We start from the raw sequence: 14,057 nt of genomic DNA, 5'->3' as shown, positions 1-14,057 counted from the left end.
TTTTTGCATCTTTTGTGTACGGTCTGTCCCGTATCCAATGCAACCGCCATTCCCCTTTCTATTCCCTGTTTCCTGCATGGAACACTGCCAAAATAAGCTGCAGAACCAGCAGAAACAAGCATAATACTAATTTTCCTGTCAGATACAGCAGTTTCCCCACTGCGATCAAAATCCCTTTTACAACTTCCCATACGGTTCTTCCTACTGCCATACCTTCTTCCTCCTCTTACTCTTCAAATGCCCCATAAAATTCCGCAAATCGTAAATCTTTTTCCATACAGGCTTCTTCCTTTTCACTGTTTCCTGCTATCTGTCCGCTGTCAGCCAGTTCCCCCTGAAATGTTTCTGCTAATACGTTCTTGTTAGCAAAGGCTTCTTTTTGTGCCTGGGAAACGGCATCTTTTACGATTTTACAAAATTGTTCTTTCTGGTTCTCCAGAAGGGTATTTAATAGTTTCATCTGCTGTACATCTTCTTCCTGCTGCAGGTATTTTGCAAAATAAACGATTGCTTCTGCTATGAAATCGTCTTTCGTCTTGAAAATATCTTTGTTATACTCCTTCAGATATCGGTATGCCTGATGATGTACTGGCCTGTTTTTATACAGCCGCAGTGAAGTAGTATATACTTTTTCCGTATCCATAAGCCTTCACTTCCTATCATGCCGTCCGCATTTTCCTCTGTTTTGCCCGGATAATGCTTTTCACTGCTTCTTCACAGCCCCTTGCATTGGCATGTATATCCGTCACAAACTGTACATCTTTTCCCTCATTAGCTCCAAAATGCTCCACAATGGAAGAACCACCTCCCATGAATACCATTTTGGTCAGATCCAGATTATAATGATTTGCCTGTATGATACCATAAATTTCCTCTGCATAGGATTTCAAACAGTTTATAATCACTTCCTGATACTGCTTCGGGCAGTCATAGCTTCCTGTCCTCATAAATGCTTCTGTAATGTATGCCGGTACCCCTGCCCCTGTTTTTGCAATGGCTTCCTCATTCACTTTTCCGATACAGTACAATGCCGCCTTATCCGAAATCGAATACTTCCCGTCCGGCATTCCGTCAACAAACTCTACCAGATCGGTAGTACCTCCGCCAATATCCACTAAAAGGCAATAACCAGGAACAGCTTCTAAAAGCGTATGGATCACCACATGCCCCTGCATAAAGACAAACACATTTTCCAAGGACACATGATAGTGAACCCCTTCATAGCGGAAATGCAGTTCCTTTGTCTTTAACAGATATTTCTTGAAACTTTCCTTCTGCTGCTGAAACCTTCTGGGCGGCAGGGCAGCTCCCATTTTCACAGAAGCATCTGTCAATCCCCGATACCGCATCTCCTGTGCCAGGGCAGCCATGGTAAGAAGATAATAGTTTTCATTTTCTGTTTTATCCACACACTCTTTTTCCGGTACTTTCCCACCCACATAATAAAACTGGTTCTGATATTCCAGAATATGTTCCAGACTGTCTGGCTTTGCCTGCAAGGGCTGGATTGCTGCTGAAAATACGGTATTTGCTGTTTTCATGTTACGGTTTCCATGGTCTATTCCAATAATCATTTTATTTTCCACTTTCTTATCCTCCTGAATTTTATATTTTGTATCTTTCCACTTTTTCATCTGTTCACTCTTCTGCAAATGGCTCCAGCATCTCACTGATTTCTTTTTGGAATAACCTCTGCAGCCGGACAACCACATGGACATTTGGTTTTTGCTGTCCATATTCAATCCTCTGATATGTCCGAAGACTGATACCCAGGACAGATGCAAGTTCTATCTGCGTATATCCATGGGCTGTCCTGAATTTCTTTAATTTTGTAACTTCCTATCACACTCCTTATGTCTGAGGGATAGCTTCATGATAAGCAAACAGATTAGATATATAGCTGTTTGCCGTCAATGTGGCATTATATAAAGCAGTCAGTAACACTGCCCTGATATTATTTGCTTTTTTTGTACACTGTTTAATAGAATCCATCACATACTCCACAGAGAATTTATCCAGTTTTTTATACATTCCCTGCACAACACTAAGAGGGCGTTCTTCCTGATTTACCCGTATCGTCTTTGCGTTGGAGGTCAAAACATCTACAGCAAGCCCTACAATCTCATTGAGCAGCTTTCTGTCATAAGGTCTGTCTATCCATATCGCATCATAATCAATCTGATCTTTGAACTGTTTTTCTGCTATCTGATAGGATAAGATAGGATTATCTTCATATTCATTCATAATCTCTGTTGTATTCTTTGGAGTATTCTCTACTGTAGTCTTTGTAGTAATCTCTGTATTTGTCTGCCCACAATAGGTTTCAGGTATCTCTTTTGGTGTCCAAGGCTCTGTTTTCCTAAGAGGGTATGCTCCCTCTTTGAATGGGGTTACCCTCTCACTTTGAAAAGGGACAGCCCTCTCTCCTACGAAATGAACCTCCTCGTCTATGTTTATAGAGGGACTTTGTTCTTCCATTTTCGATTTCCTTCTGCCGTTTTCAAAGGAAGACGAAACTGCACCTGTTTCTTCTGGATAAGTCAATTCTTTTAGCCTGTCTACAATCAATTCCAGATACAGGACATTATTGACCACAATCCCATTCATGGATATAGTTCTAAATACTCTCCTTACCACACCCAGTTTTTCCAAAAATACCACTGCATTTGTTGCTTCTTTTTTGGAAATTCCGAACTGCTCACTGATCTGCTGATAACTTCGCTGAAGAAGGTCAGACTTAAATTTTTTTCTTACCCCGATTACCTGCCCGGTTCCTTCATCCCTGATTTCTGTAGGCTTATACCAATACACAATATCTGCCAGTATGATAATAGCCGTCAGATTTGGCTTTCCGCTTTCTCTGATAATCGTCCGATACCATACCTGAGGAATGATATTTCCAGATATATTCAGTTTTGCATTTTCGTCTACAATTTCATTTCCTGTGCTGTATATACCTCCATTCATATGTTATCCTCACTTTCCCATTTTTCTTTGTACTTATATAAAACTCTCATTTTTTCATCTGCTTTTTTGGCAACAACTAAGCACGCATACAAAGGAAACAGAAAAATAAGTAAACCAATTATTATGATTACTTTTATCATTGCTCCATCCTCCCATGAAAAAAGGACTAAGCCAGCTAACAGAATCACTTTTAACTAACCTAGTCCATATCTTTTTTTACAATATGTTGCAACCGAATGGTCTTTCACAAACTTGACCGCCTGTGAGAATGGATATACTTTTAACAGGACCAGTAGCAAAGGGTTTCTATCATTAAAAGTCCCTGCCACCTAATTTCCATTATGCGAAATTCATTCCCGGTCTATGATATTTCTACCATTTATGGTATAATAGAAAAAAGACTAAATTGGCGTGAACCCTTAATTTATAAGGAATCTGCTAACTTAGTCTTATTTTAACATGACCACCCGAACCGGATGGTCCAAGTAAAACACAGATATCTCCTTTTTCTACTCCGCAGCTGATCCCACGGAGCACCTCTGTCCGGTTGTCACCGCTGCCAAAGGATTTATGAATATTTTTTAACTCTAAATACATAACAATCTCCTTCTTATGATAGTTAGTTATTTCTAACCTTATTATAACGTTTCTTTTCGGAAATTTTAGTATTTTTTTGCTATTGAGAAACTTTCTCGTTAGTGGTTCATTAATACTCCATTATAAGAAAGCTGGTTACACTTTAGTAGTTACAGAACGGCACCTGTCAGATACTTCAGGTGCCGGCTATATTTTCTTATGTTGAAATATATATTGCTTCAATACTTTATCGGCTTACTTTCCAGCCCACTGCTTCTTTTCTTGCATTTAAGAAGTCGTAGTACAGTCCCGGTTCTCCTGCAAGTTCTTCATGCGTTCCCTGCTGCACGATATGGCCATTGTCCAATACCAGTATCTGGTTGGCATGACGCACGGTTTTTAAACGGTGTGCGATCATGATAATGGTCTTATTCTGTGTCAGTGCATCAATGGCTTCCTGCAGTTCTTTCTCATTTTCCGGGTCTACGCTGGCGGTTGCCTCGTCTAATATGACGATCGGTGCATCTTTTAACAATGCTCTTGCAATGGAAATCCTCTGCCGTTCGCCGCCTGAAAGAGTTCCTCCTGCCTCTCCTACTACGGTATCATATCCATCCGGAAGTGCCATGATAAATTCGTGGCAGCAGGCACGTTTTGCGGCAGCTTCCACTTCCTCGCGGGTCGCATCCGGTCTGCCGAATTTGATGTTGTTTTCAATGGTGTCCTGAAACAGATAGACATTTTGAAATACCATAGAAATATTTTTCATCAGACTGTCTAATTTATACTCCTGTACCGGATGCCCGCCTACTAAAATCTGACCGCCCTGCACATCCCAGAAACGTGCAATCAGATGACAAAGTGTGGTTTTTCCACTGCCGGAAGGTCCAACGATAGCAGTCGTAGTCTGCGGCTTTATTTCTATATTGATATGGTCTAAAATTTTTCTTTCCTCATAGGAAAACTCCACATCCTTAAATGTCACGGAAGCATCCTGCGGTGCAAGCTCTGCTCCTTTTTCGTCCATAATCGGAATCCCATCAATGGCGTTTGCGGTATCTATGGATGCCCCCAGCATCTGAAGCAAATCCGACATATTTCCTGCATTTTCCAATTCTCTGTAAATCATAAAGGATGCGATCAACATCAGAATACAACGGGATAATGGCATACTTCCCTGAAAATAAAACATCACACTGCATATTCCGATAAGCAGACTAAAAATCCATACGACTCCCTGCCGGATTCCTGACCAAGGAAGTACCGTATACTCAAGTTTTAATGCTTTGTTACAGCTTTCCTCGATGGTTTTCTGAACGGTCTGACGGTTATCTTTTTCTAATCCATATGCTTTGACCACGCTCATACCCTGTACATATTCCAATACGGATTCAGACAACTGCTCCTGTGCTTTCTGTCTTGCAGGTCCGGTTGCTTTAGATTTTCTTGTGGAAATTTCGGTTGCTGACAAATATACTGCAATTCCTGTCAGTGACAACAGTCCCAGCCGCCAGTCCACAATAAACAGCATCAGACAAAGTGCAAACGTATTTAAAAATCCACCAAAAAGTGTGACTAAACATCTTGCTGCTGAATTTTCCACATCTCCTAAGGTTGTGGTAACAACTCCGGTAATGGCTCCCAAACTGTTTTTATTAAAATATCCCATTGGTATGTAGCGTAAACGGTCACCGATCTCTATTCGCTTCTGTGCCACCATAAAGTATCCTACCTCTGTTTCCGCATTGGTTGAATGATACATGCATATCAGCCTTCCTATGATGGAAAGCAGCATGATTCCCAATGCTCCAAAGATAACGGCAACCGTATATTCTTTTGCGATCACTGCATCTAAAACAATCATTAAAGCCGCAAACTGCAATGCTCCAAAAATCGCACCCACAAATGCTGTAAGTACTGCTTTTTTCAGTAATTCCCGCTTCTTTCCTGCAAAATTAAATATTTTTTTAATTATTTGAAGCATCTTTTTGTTCCTCCTCTCCCATCCGGTCTTTGGATTCCTGATGTGCTTTCCACATGTTTGCGTACAGCGGGCAGTCTGCTAATAATTCTTCCTGCTTTCCGCATCCCGCAACACATCCGTTTTCGATTACTATAATCTGATCTGCATCCACAATTGTGGAAAGCCGGTGTGCGATAACAATCAATGTCTTCCCTGCTGTTAATGCTGACAGTGCTTTTTGTATTTGTGCTTCATTTTCCGGGTCCACACTGGCTGTTGCTTCATCCAGAATAACAATCGGTGCATTTTTTAACATGGCTCTTGCAATGGAAATTCTCTGTTTTTCTCCTCCGGAAAGATGACCTCCGCCACCTCCTGCAACGGTATCATATCCATTGTCTAATGCACGAATGAAACTGTCGCATCCTGACTGACGTGCAGCTTCTTCCACTTCTTCATCCGTTGCATTCGGATTCCCCATACGGATATTATCCCGGATAGAACGGTCAAACAGATAATTTTCCTGTGATACATAAGCAATCTGTCCGTTTAACTGCTCAAACGGTATCTTGCGGATATCCGTTCCTCCCAATGTGATACTTCCTCCGGTTACATTCCAAAAACCTGCAATCAGTTTTGCAAGTGTTGATTTTCCTGAACCGGATGGTCCTACCAATGCATTGACTGTTCCCGGCTGAATGGAAAGATTGATGCCATGCAGCACTTCGCCCGTCTTTTCACCATAGGAAAATTCCACCTGATGCAGTTCAATACCGTTTCCTTTTAATTCTGCGATTTCTTTTGGACGCTCTAATTCGTCTGCTTCTAAAATTGCTGCAATTTCTCCTACATTGGTTCCCACTACTGCTAAATCATCCACAAATGTCATTGCTGCCATCAACGGTCCGGTCAGTCCCAATGACAGGATAATAATGGTAAAAAATTCCGCAGCACTTAAACTTCCTGTTCCCCAAAGTCCCGTACCTACCGGAAGTATCGTTACCAGAACTGCCGGCACAATGGACTGCATGGATGCCATATATTTCTGATTATCATGCATCCAGTCTACATAATACTGTGCATTATCATTCACTGCATCCGCATATCTGCGATAAGAACCGGCTGACTGGCTGAACGCCTTCACTACCTGAATACCTCCGACATACTCTACAATTGCGTCTGCCATTCGTTTCCCGGTCTTTACCGCTCCTTCCCAGCGTACTGCATAGGTTTTTCCACTCTGTCCCGCGACAACCATGCCAATTACCAGAGTGACTAAAGATGCCAGGCCCATACGCCAGTCCAGTACAAAGATATAAACCGCAATGACAAGCGGCACCAATACATTTGCTGTCATCTCCGGCAAGAGATGTGCCAGGGTCGGTTCCATACCCTCTACACGGTCTACAATCGTTGTCTTGTATTGCCCGGAAGGTGTCTCTAAAATTGTTCCCATTGGAACTCTCGATAGCTTTGCAATCAGTTGTTTCCTTAAATCCTGAAGCGTAGCATAGGTTGCCCTATGTGAAATTCCCGTAGAAATACAGGAAAAAATCACCTTGCCTGCATAGCCTCCTAGCATTCCTCCAAAATACGGCAACAATTTTTCTATTTCCTCACATCCTTCTAACAAAAGTTTTATGATACCCGCCGCACAAAAGTACGGTATCATACTGCACACAACTCCCAATACCGCAAAGATAACTGCGGCATAAAACGAACCGTGATATGCTCTTGCCCATTCCCATAACATCTGATAGGGCGAACGTTTCTTTTCCTGTTCCATCGTTGCATTTCCTCCTGCACTAATTTTTGTTAGATTCAACTAACTCATCATCGAAAAATAAGAGAAATGCCTTTTACATTTCTCATTGGATTCCTAAAATCTTAAACCATCCTGCCGAATAAAAGGTTCGCAGTGTATCCACATATGCTACCGCCTTCTCCTTTGGCGTGTCATGGCGTACCGTCTCGAACAGCCCGTTAAAGAGTGCACTTGCTAAAATATGTACCATGTCATCATCCAGTGGAAGGACATTCAAACCCTCCCGCTGCATTTTTTCCATCAACAGATGACTGGCATTGACCTCTATCTCTATCAATGCATCCAGATAATGTTCATATCTGGTACCTGTCGAACAGCAGGCAATCAGTTTAAATGCATCAAAATGGTCATAAACATAATCTACCATCCATACATACTCATGATCAGCCACATCCGGCAGCCCTTCTAACTGTTCTTTTAAAGACATTTCTGCAAATTTCTGCTGACTCGCTCTGTAGCGGTCAGCTAATTCTTTTGCCGGTTCTTCCACCAACGCCTCAAAAATGGCTTCTTTGTCCGTGTAGTAGCGATAAATTGCTCCGGTCGTCACCGCAAGCGATGATGCAATACTACGCATAGACGCTTTCTGGAATCCCTTTTCTAAAAATTCTTTTTTCCCTGCCGACAGAATATCTGCTGCCAGCTTTTCGTTTGTTGGTTTCATGGTGCACCTCGTTTTGCTCTGTAAGAAGAATTTTGTATAGGCTCTTCGACTCATCATCTTTCTTCTCAGAGAAAAAATAACACTGTTATTTAATAACAGTGTTATCTTATCATCTTTCTTTTATTATGTCAAGATAGGAAAAAACTACATCTGTAACCGCCTCTTTTACAAATTCCAGCACATTTCCGCAACTGAGACACACCTGACACTTTACCAAAATTGAGGCATCTTGTCTTCCCCTTATAATTTGAATCTCCCATACATAGATTATATAAGCAGTTAGCCTTATTAATTATTATCTCAGCATTTTTTCTACACCATGTAAGCTCATCTATACATAGTTGTTTATAATGTCTTTCAGCTGGAGTATCTTTTTTATTCTCCTTCAAGTCAACTTTTATAAGTTGATTGTCCTCTACCGGAATCATAAGATTATAATTCAGCACTCCCAAAAGTTTTCCTTTTTTGTCTATTATCTTATCAAAATCAGCTCTTGGCTCATTCTCTTGTGTTTTTCAACCGGATGTGATAATGGAATCAGATACTTATGATTATTGCAAACAACTACTGTGCCTACATATATTCGATGTTGCTTCCCAATCTGAGGTGACACCGAAGAAACCCTATCATCTATATTATGCTTCTTGGCTTCAGCAATCTTCTCATGGATATTGGTGTTGCGAGGATAAGGAGCATCTCAGCCCTCTGTGGGTTATTATCCTTCCGTAAACATTAATTGTACTCTGCTGCTTCATCTTCTCCTTTTGTTCGGTGCCGTCCTATATTAACGCATTTCCCTGTAATAATCTTAATCATTCCATTATCTTTTCGTATTTTAAACTGTTCAAGGTATACATCTCTTTTAATTTCCATAGTGTTGCTCCTTGTTTTTGTGCATTGCACGAATTTTAGTAATATCTTTTTTTAGTTCCCAAAAAAGCAATGTCTGTCATTCCGTCATACGAATGAAGATTATCTTGTGTAACTATCACTTCATCTAAACATGTTCGTAGACACTTTTCCATACACCCTTCTGATACAATCACCTTATACAACTTACCAATGATTAGATTATGATACCAATAACATCACTCATCTTCACTATTTATTATCTCAATGGCAGGCTCTTCTTGCAAAACTACATTCGCATTAACTTCCCTTAGTCTTCGCCGTTCCATATTTCGATTATAATTTCCAACCCACATTACATTTCCTGCAATACAATCTTGAAACAATCCCACCTTCCTGACATATAAAAGATAATACTTACTATTATGGTAGACAATATGCTCCGGTACTTTTTTATTCTCCACTAAACATCGCCGAACACATTCCAGTGATTTTTTATCCACGATAAAAAATTGTTCTTCATACACCAAATCATATAAACTGCATAATTGATGTGCAGTACGCTCTGTTGTAACCGCATTTTCTTTTTCCATCCGTTCTAGGCTTCTTATAGTATAGCCAATCTTATCAGCCACATATTCTTTGGATATTCCATTAATACGTCTCAATAGTTTTAAATCTGTCTTTGCCTGATATCTGATTTTACGTTTCATAGTATATCGTTACCTTTCGATTATATTACACTTAGCACTAACTGTTAATCTTATTTTAACAAAATCTAATATGCTCATCAACGACATGATTTACTTTGTCAAAATCCATTGTAAAGCCGTATATTTACTGGATTTCCCCAAAATCAAAAGGTGCTATTTTTTACCCCGGCAAGCAAATTTTTCTCTACCCTCTTTGTATTCGTTACTTTTGCTCTGGTTATATTTTCGATTTTTAATTTTTCCAGTGGATTGGCAAACTGAACATTCTTTCATCCTGCTACCTCTTTACCATCACGAAAACAATTTCGTATACTCTGTCTGCGTATCTGTAATATGATACACATAAACTACTTTTCCTATCGGTCGATATATAGAAACATACCTTTTAGATATGACCATTCGATACCCCTGCCCGTTCAGCCATCTATCCGGTGTCAGAGAACCAGAATCAGGAAAACTCTCTAATCGTTCAATACTGTCCAAAATCTGTTCTGTAACTTTCATAGCGGATTCCACGCCAAATTGAAGCAGATAATAATCTTCAATCTTTTTCAAATCTTCCCATGCTGTCGGAAGTATCTCAACTTTATATTGTTCCTGCACGTTTCCTCAATTCCTTTCTTGCTTCGGAGATACTTTTTGTCTTTGCTCCGCTTAACCGTTCCTCTTCTGCCTGCATGATTTTTGCACGAAGTTCTAATGCCTGCTCTCTTTTCTCAAAAGCATCAATACTCATAAATACTCCGTCTCCCTCCCCATTTTTTGTTATATAAATCGGTTCTCTTGTTTTTTTCGCAAGATCAGAAATAGAAGCATAATCGTTCCGAAGTGTTGCTGAAGCCTTAATAATCATTTTCTTCATCCTTTCCTATCATCTTATAGATATATCATTTTATCGATATAATTATATCTCTTTTTTTGTATATTATCAATGTCTTTCAAATTACCCCGGCAAGCTCTCCGCCACACACAGCGTCCCCCACCCAATCTCCGGATTCGGATATTCCGCCACCGCTTCAATGCGTCTTGCTCCTTTGATGAAATATGCCTTTACTTTTTCACCGTATAAAAACGGGTCATTACCATCGGTGATACCCCATTGCATCAGGAGTGCCGCTCCTCCGGTTACAAACGGTGTTGCCATGGATGTTCCCGATGCCGTGACATATCCTCCGCCCGGTGCACAGGAGGTAATATTAACACCCGGAGCTGCAAGATCCGGTTTGATCTGATTTGTTTCTCTGGTATAGCCGCGCCCGGAAAAATCAGCAAGCTGCATGGAATAGGCATCATAGGCACTTACGGTAATGACTCTGGAGGCTGTAGATGGAATGGTCAGCGTAATCTCTTCTGACGGATATAAAAAACCGGTTCCCGAACTTAATACTGCCTGACTTGGCAGCCACAGATTATAATTTCCCTGTACGATCCTGTGCGGTATTAATTCAAATCTCCAGACACCGCTATCGATATAATCTGCGACCGGCAAAAATGAAATATAGATTTCCTGATACGGGCTATATGGACTCGGTTCTCCATAGTAAAGCAAAATTTCTGTTCCATCCAGTGTAAAACGCTGTGCACCTAAAATCTGCTGAAGTGGTCCGGCTTTTTTACCGGAAGGTGCAATGATGCTGATATCAAAATCATCGGCATAATTTTTCCATATCTGAACGCTTAACGTTGCCTCATAAGGTGCTACGGCTAACTGAATTTCTTCTGAAAATCCCTCTCTCAAAGTTCCCTGTGCGTGTCCTCTGGCTGCCCCCTCATTTCCACTGCCAACGCAGATTACATTTCTTCCGTAATTAGAAATATCATCTATATAAGTCTCTAACAAAGACCTCCCACTGTGACCGCCATAAGTGTTACCAATGCTGATATTCACGGCTGCCGGTTTGCGATACTCTATAGCTTTTTGTATGACATAATCCAACGCCGTCATCAGTTCTGTGGTTCTTGGGAATGCATTTTCTCCCGGATATCCCAGCTTTACCACTAACAGCTCGCTTTTCGGTGCCACACCGGTATATCGCCCTGCGGATGCCCTGCCATTTCCTGCCGCAATGCCTGCCACATGGGTGCCATGTCCGCTCGCATCACGGCTTGGCACAATCTGAAGCCCCGCCGCCTCACTTCCAGCCTCCAATGCACGGTTAATTTCCTCCCTTGAAAACTCTACCCCCCGGCGAAATTCATATGGCGGTTTTTCACCCTCTCCCGGCTGTAATGTCTGGTCCCATAATGCAAGAATTCTGGTACTGCCATCTTCATTTCTGAAATCAGGATGAAAATAGTCAATTCCCGAATCAATAATTGCCGTAATAACATCTTTTCCCTCTAAAAAATAGGGACTTCTGCGCACCGGAAAAACACAGGATTGACGGATTCCCTGCACCAGTGAAAAATACAGGTTTTTAGGCTTTTCCACAAATTCAATTTCCGGGTTTGCCACAAACTCCGCAATCAGATTCTCCGGTATGCGGACAATCGCATATTCATTACTCAACTGTTCAATCACAATTCCACGCTCTACATCTTCCAGAGGACTGATATTCCCACTATATTTGACAATCAGCTCCCATGTATTGGTACTTTTCTCATATCCGACTTCCAATTCTTCCGACTTTTCTCTTTCCCGCCGGGTTGCCTCCAAGGCAAGATTTAACTGGTTTTCTAATTTTTCATTATTCATATAAAAAATTCCGTTTTTTATAATTTACGAAATATTTATTAAAAAAGAACCGGTTATGTTCTGTTTTTCTTTATCTCATTATCGTTCCTGATATCGGATCATATCTAAACTGGCTTGTGTAATTATTTTGAAACTGGATGTTTTACAACAGCCATCTTCTCTCTATAATGTGCAGTAACAACAGACAAAGAAAAGGAGAATTGGATATGAAAAACACAAAAAAACTTGTGATTGGTGCATTAATGGCTGCTCTGACCTGCATTGCCACCATGATCATTAAAATCCCAACACCTACCTTAGGCTATATTCATTTAGGAGACGGTCTTGTCCTCTTATGTGGCATCGTTCTTGGACCTTTAGGCGGTGCACTTTCCGCCGGCATCGGTTCTATGTTTGCAGATATTTTTTCAGGATATGCTTCCTGGGCACCTGCCACACTGATCATCAAAGCGCTTACCGCTTTTGTTGCAGGCTTCTTATTCCACCGCATGCAGCATCGTTTTAACGGAAATGGTGCAAAATATTTAAGCATCATTTTGGGTGGTATCATCGGTGAAGCCGTTATGGTATTTGGCTACTTTGTTTATGAAGCAGGACTTGCTGCTCTCGCCAGTGGACATTTTAACTCTGCAACACTTGCTGCCGGTATTGCTTCTAGTGCCTCCGGTATTCCTTTCAACATTTTACAGGGTGTTACCGGAATCGTCATCAGTCTGGTACTGCTTCCGGTACTTATGAAAATTGAAGATGCAAGAGAATGGATCTGTGCTTAAAAGATGAAATACCAAAGCGTGTAACGCTTTATTTTAAAAAATACCCTTCGCCGGTTTCTGACCGGTAAAGGGTATTTTTATTAAATGATAATTTATTTTCTTATATCTGCAATGACTTTATTTGAAATTACAAATTGTACACATCCCATGGACATCGGTCCCACATCACCTTCATTAAAGCAAATGACAAGTTTTCCATCCTGGTTCAGATAAAATGATGTCTGGTCCGTAATCTTTTCAAAGTTCCATTCCGACACCTCTGGATCATCTAACCAGTATATAACATTCTCATCTTTTTTCATCTGTTCTCTCATCTGCTGTTTAATATTTTCACTGATCGGAGTAATATAATCGGCACCTTCTACAAACAGATCTGCCAGCGCCAGCCGTTTTCCTGTTTTTAAATCGATCGTATAATAATAATCGGTTTCCGCACCACTTCCGGCTGCCTGATAACAGATCAGTTTCAATGTAAAATAATCTTTTGTGGTGCTGAGTACCTCATGCTTTACCTGCATCTCCTGATACCCTTCTTGATCTTTCAGACCACTTTCAAACTCCGTTACGATCTGATCGGTAAGTTTTTGAATTTCTGCATTTACTTCCTTCGTAGTCTCTTTTAGATTCTGCTGTGTTTTTGAATCCTCCTGATCTGTCTTACTCTTTTTCACAGACAGTTTTGGAGTTTCAATATCCGCGGTATGCTTTCCGTTATCATATTTGTAATCCCGAAAAGTAACTGCTTCTACCAGACCTCCTAACACAGGAATCTGATTCATTGCATGTGCCACATTCTCAGATGTATTTGGCAAAACGATAAACGCTGCGACAACCACTGCTGCAGCGGCTGCTATTTTTCTTCCCATATAGGAATTGGCGGCCTTCTTTTGTTTTTCTGCTTTTGCTTCTTCTATCCTTTGTTTCATCTGTTCCACCTGTTCTTGTGTCATACACGGCTTTTGATACTCTTTTTTTACCTGTTCTAATGTTGCTGCATTGTTCTTCTTTTTTTCTTCCATAACAATATCTCCT

At 40.8% G+C, this 14,057-nt stretch carries 15 protein-coding genes and 3 pseudogenes; 1 reads left to right on the top strand and 17 read right to left on the bottom strand.

Annotated elements, in window-relative coordinates; all coding sequences use genetic code 11:
• Positions 1 to 58: 58 nt before the first annotated feature.
• From WMO43_RS02950 to WMO43_RS02875, 16 genes and pseudogenes are all read right to left on the bottom strand, one after another.
• Positions 59 to 211 carry a hypothetical protein gene (locus WMO43_RS02950; RefSeq protein WP_287643027.1) on the bottom strand — a complete coding sequence of 51 codons (153 nt, stop codon included), beginning with the start codon at positions 209 to 211 and terminating at the stop codon, positions 59 to 61.
• 15 nt (positions 212 to 226) lie between these two features.
• Positions 227 to 643: a hypothetical protein gene (locus WMO43_RS02945; RefSeq protein WP_287643026.1), complete on the bottom strand. Its 417-nt coding sequence runs from the start codon at positions 641 to 643 to the stop codon at positions 227 to 229.
• A gap of 16 nt (positions 644 to 659) precedes the next feature.
• A complete protein-coding gene (locus WMO43_RS02940; protein ID WP_349162100.1) occupies positions 660 to 1,634 on the bottom strand; it encodes a ParM/StbA family protein in 975 nt (324 codons plus the stop codon).
• Between the two features lie 4 nt (positions 1,635 to 1,638).
• A pseudogene (locus WMO43_RS02935) lies at positions 1,639 to 1,818 on the bottom strand (helix-turn-helix transcriptional regulator); the annotation flags it as partial.
• A gap of 33 nt (positions 1,819 to 1,851) precedes the next feature.
• Positions 1,852 to 2,967 (bottom strand): DUF6017 domain-containing protein, encoded by a 1,116-nt coding sequence (locus WMO43_RS02930; RefSeq protein WP_287643025.1) that lies wholly within the window; start codon positions 2,965 to 2,967, stop codon positions 1,852 to 1,854.
• Positions 2,964 to 3,107: a hypothetical protein gene (locus WMO43_RS02925; RefSeq protein ID WP_195956114.1), complete on the bottom strand. Its 144-nt coding sequence runs from the start codon at positions 3,105 to 3,107 to the stop codon at positions 2,964 to 2,966. Before WMO43_RS02925 ends, WMO43_RS02930 begins: the two co-directional genes overlap by 4 nt.
• Before the next feature lie 325 nt (positions 3,108 to 3,432).
• Positions 3,433 to 3,564: pseudogene (locus tag WMO43_RS02920) on the bottom strand (ABC transporter ATP-binding protein); the annotation flags it as partial.
• A 226-nt stretch (positions 3,565 to 3,790) separates the two neighbouring features.
• Complete coding sequence (locus WMO43_RS02915) at positions 3,791 to 5,527, bottom strand: ABC transporter ATP-binding protein (protein ID WP_353529907.1); 1,737 nt, start codon at positions 5,525 to 5,527, stop codon at positions 3,791 to 3,793.
• Complete coding sequence (locus WMO43_RS02910; RefSeq protein WP_177962477.1) at positions 5,511 to 7,292, bottom strand: ABC transporter ATP-binding protein; 1,782 nt, start codon at positions 7,290 to 7,292, stop codon at positions 5,511 to 5,513. The genes WMO43_RS02915 and WMO43_RS02910 overlap by 17 nt, the downstream gene beginning before the upstream one ends.
• 82 nt (positions 7,293 to 7,374) lie before the next feature.
• A complete protein-coding gene (locus tag WMO43_RS02905; protein WP_353529905.1) occupies positions 7,375 to 7,995 on the bottom strand; it encodes a TetR/AcrR family transcriptional regulator in 621 nt (206 codons plus the stop codon).
• A gap of 128 nt (positions 7,996 to 8,123) precedes the next feature.
• A pseudogene (locus tag WMO43_RS02900) lies at positions 8,124 to 8,629 on the bottom strand (type III toxin-antitoxin system ToxN/AbiQ family toxin).
• A 98-nt stretch (positions 8,630 to 8,727) separates the two neighbouring features.
• Positions 8,728 to 8,868, bottom strand: a complete 141-nt coding sequence (locus WMO43_RS02895) for a hypothetical protein (protein ID WP_177962460.1) — start codon at positions 8,866 to 8,868, stop codon at positions 8,728 to 8,730.
• A gap of 215 nt (positions 8,869 to 9,083) precedes the next feature.
• Positions 9,084 to 9,557 (bottom strand): helix-turn-helix domain-containing protein, encoded by a 474-nt coding sequence (locus WMO43_RS02890; protein WP_353529903.1) that lies wholly within the window; start codon positions 9,555 to 9,557, stop codon positions 9,084 to 9,086.
• A gap of 291 nt (positions 9,558 to 9,848) precedes the next feature.
• Complete coding sequence (locus tag WMO43_RS02885) at positions 9,849 to 10,160, bottom strand: type II toxin-antitoxin system RelE/ParE family toxin (protein ID WP_353529901.1); 312 nt, start codon at positions 10,158 to 10,160, stop codon at positions 9,849 to 9,851.
• Positions 10,144 to 10,410 (bottom strand): type II toxin-antitoxin system Phd/YefM family antitoxin, encoded by a 267-nt coding sequence (locus WMO43_RS02880; RefSeq protein WP_177962495.1) that lies wholly within the window; start codon positions 10,408 to 10,410, stop codon positions 10,144 to 10,146. The genes WMO43_RS02885 and WMO43_RS02880 overlap by 17 nt, the downstream gene beginning before the upstream one ends.
• A 90-nt stretch (positions 10,411 to 10,500) precedes the next feature.
• Positions 10,501 to 12,252, bottom strand: coding sequence for a S8 family peptidase (locus WMO43_RS02875; RefSeq protein ID WP_353529899.1), 1,752 nt, complete (start codon positions 12,250 to 12,252; stop codon positions 10,501 to 10,503).
• Between the two features lie 206 nt (positions 12,253 to 12,458).
• On the opposite strand from WMO43_RS02875, the gene WMO43_RS02870 reads away from it, so the two are divergent.
• Positions 12,459 to 13,025 carry an ECF transporter S component gene (locus WMO43_RS02870; RefSeq protein WP_353529897.1) on the top strand — a complete coding sequence of 189 codons (567 nt, stop codon included), beginning with the start codon at positions 12,459 to 12,461 and terminating at the stop codon, positions 13,023 to 13,025.
• A 92-nt stretch (positions 13,026 to 13,117) separates the two neighbouring features.
• Here the strand turns inward: WMO43_RS02870 and WMO43_RS02865 are convergent, their stop codons facing one another.
• Positions 13,118 to 14,044 (bottom strand): RsiV family protein, encoded by a 927-nt coding sequence (locus tag WMO43_RS02865; protein ID WP_353529894.1) that lies wholly within the window; start codon positions 14,042 to 14,044, stop codon positions 13,118 to 13,120.
• Between the last annotated feature and the right edge of the window lie 13 nt (positions 14,045 to 14,057).

This window comes from Maccoyibacter intestinihominis (genome assembly GCF_040096355.1).
Lineage (GTDB): Bacteria > Bacillota > Clostridia > Lachnospirales > Lachnospiraceae > Maccoyibacter > Maccoyibacter intestinihominis.
Note: the sequence above shows the minus strand (reverse complement) of the source record. Positions and strands in the feature narration are given on the sequence as shown.

What these genes read in the sequence shown, in the direction of transcription:
- WMO43_RS02870 (WP_353529897.1), top strand. Translation starts at nt 12,459, where the DNA reads ATGAAAAACACAAAAAAACTTGTGATTGGTGCATTAATGGCTGCTCTG.
- WMO43_RS02890 (WP_353529903.1), bottom strand. Translation starts at nt 9,557, where the DNA reads ATGAAACGTAAAATCAGATATCAGGCAAAGACAGATTTAAAACTATTG.
- WMO43_RS02905 (WP_353529905.1), bottom strand. Translation starts at nt 7,995, where the DNA reads ATGAAACCAACAAACGAAAAGCTGGCAGCAGATATTCTGTCGGCAGGG.
- WMO43_RS02915 (WP_353529907.1), bottom strand. Translation starts at nt 5,527, where the DNA reads ATGCTTCAAATAATTAAAAAAATATTTAATTTTGCAGGAAAGAAGCGG.
- WMO43_RS02940 (WP_349162100.1), bottom strand. Translation starts at nt 1,634, where the DNA reads ATGAAAAAGTGGAAAGATACAAAATATAAAATTCAGGAGGATAAGAAA.
- WMO43_RS02930 (WP_287643025.1), bottom strand. Translation starts at nt 2,967, where the DNA reads ATGAATGGAGGTATATACAGCACAGGAAATGAAATTGTAGACGAAAAT.
- WMO43_RS02950 (WP_287643027.1), bottom strand. Translation starts at nt 211, where the DNA reads ATGGCAGTAGGAAGAACCGTATGGGAAGTTGTAAAAGGGATTTTGATC.
- WMO43_RS02945 (WP_287643026.1), bottom strand. Translation starts at nt 643, where the DNA reads ATGGATACGGAAAAAGTATATACTACTTCACTGCGGCTGTATAAAAAC.
- WMO43_RS02875 (WP_353529899.1), bottom strand. Translation starts at nt 12,252, where the DNA reads ATGAATAATGAAAAATTAGAAAACCAGTTAAATCTTGCCTTGGAGGCA.
- WMO43_RS02895 (WP_177962460.1), bottom strand. Translation starts at nt 8,868, where the DNA reads ATGGAAATTAAAAGAGATGTATACCTTGAACAGTTTAAAATACGAAAA.
- WMO43_RS02925 (WP_195956114.1), bottom strand. Translation starts at nt 3,107, where the DNA reads ATGATAAAAGTAATCATAATAATTGGTTTACTTATTTTTCTGTTTCCT.
- WMO43_RS02880 (WP_177962495.1), bottom strand. Translation starts at nt 10,410, where the DNA reads ATGATTATTAAGGCTTCAGCAACACTTCGGAACGATTATGCTTCTATT.
- WMO43_RS02910 (WP_177962477.1), bottom strand. Translation starts at nt 7,292, where the DNA reads ATGGAACAGGAAAAGAAACGTTCGCCCTATCAGATGTTATGGGAATGG.
- WMO43_RS02865 (WP_353529894.1), bottom strand. Translation starts at nt 14,044, where the DNA reads ATGGAAGAAAAAAAGAAGAACAATGCAGCAACATTAGAACAGGTAAAA.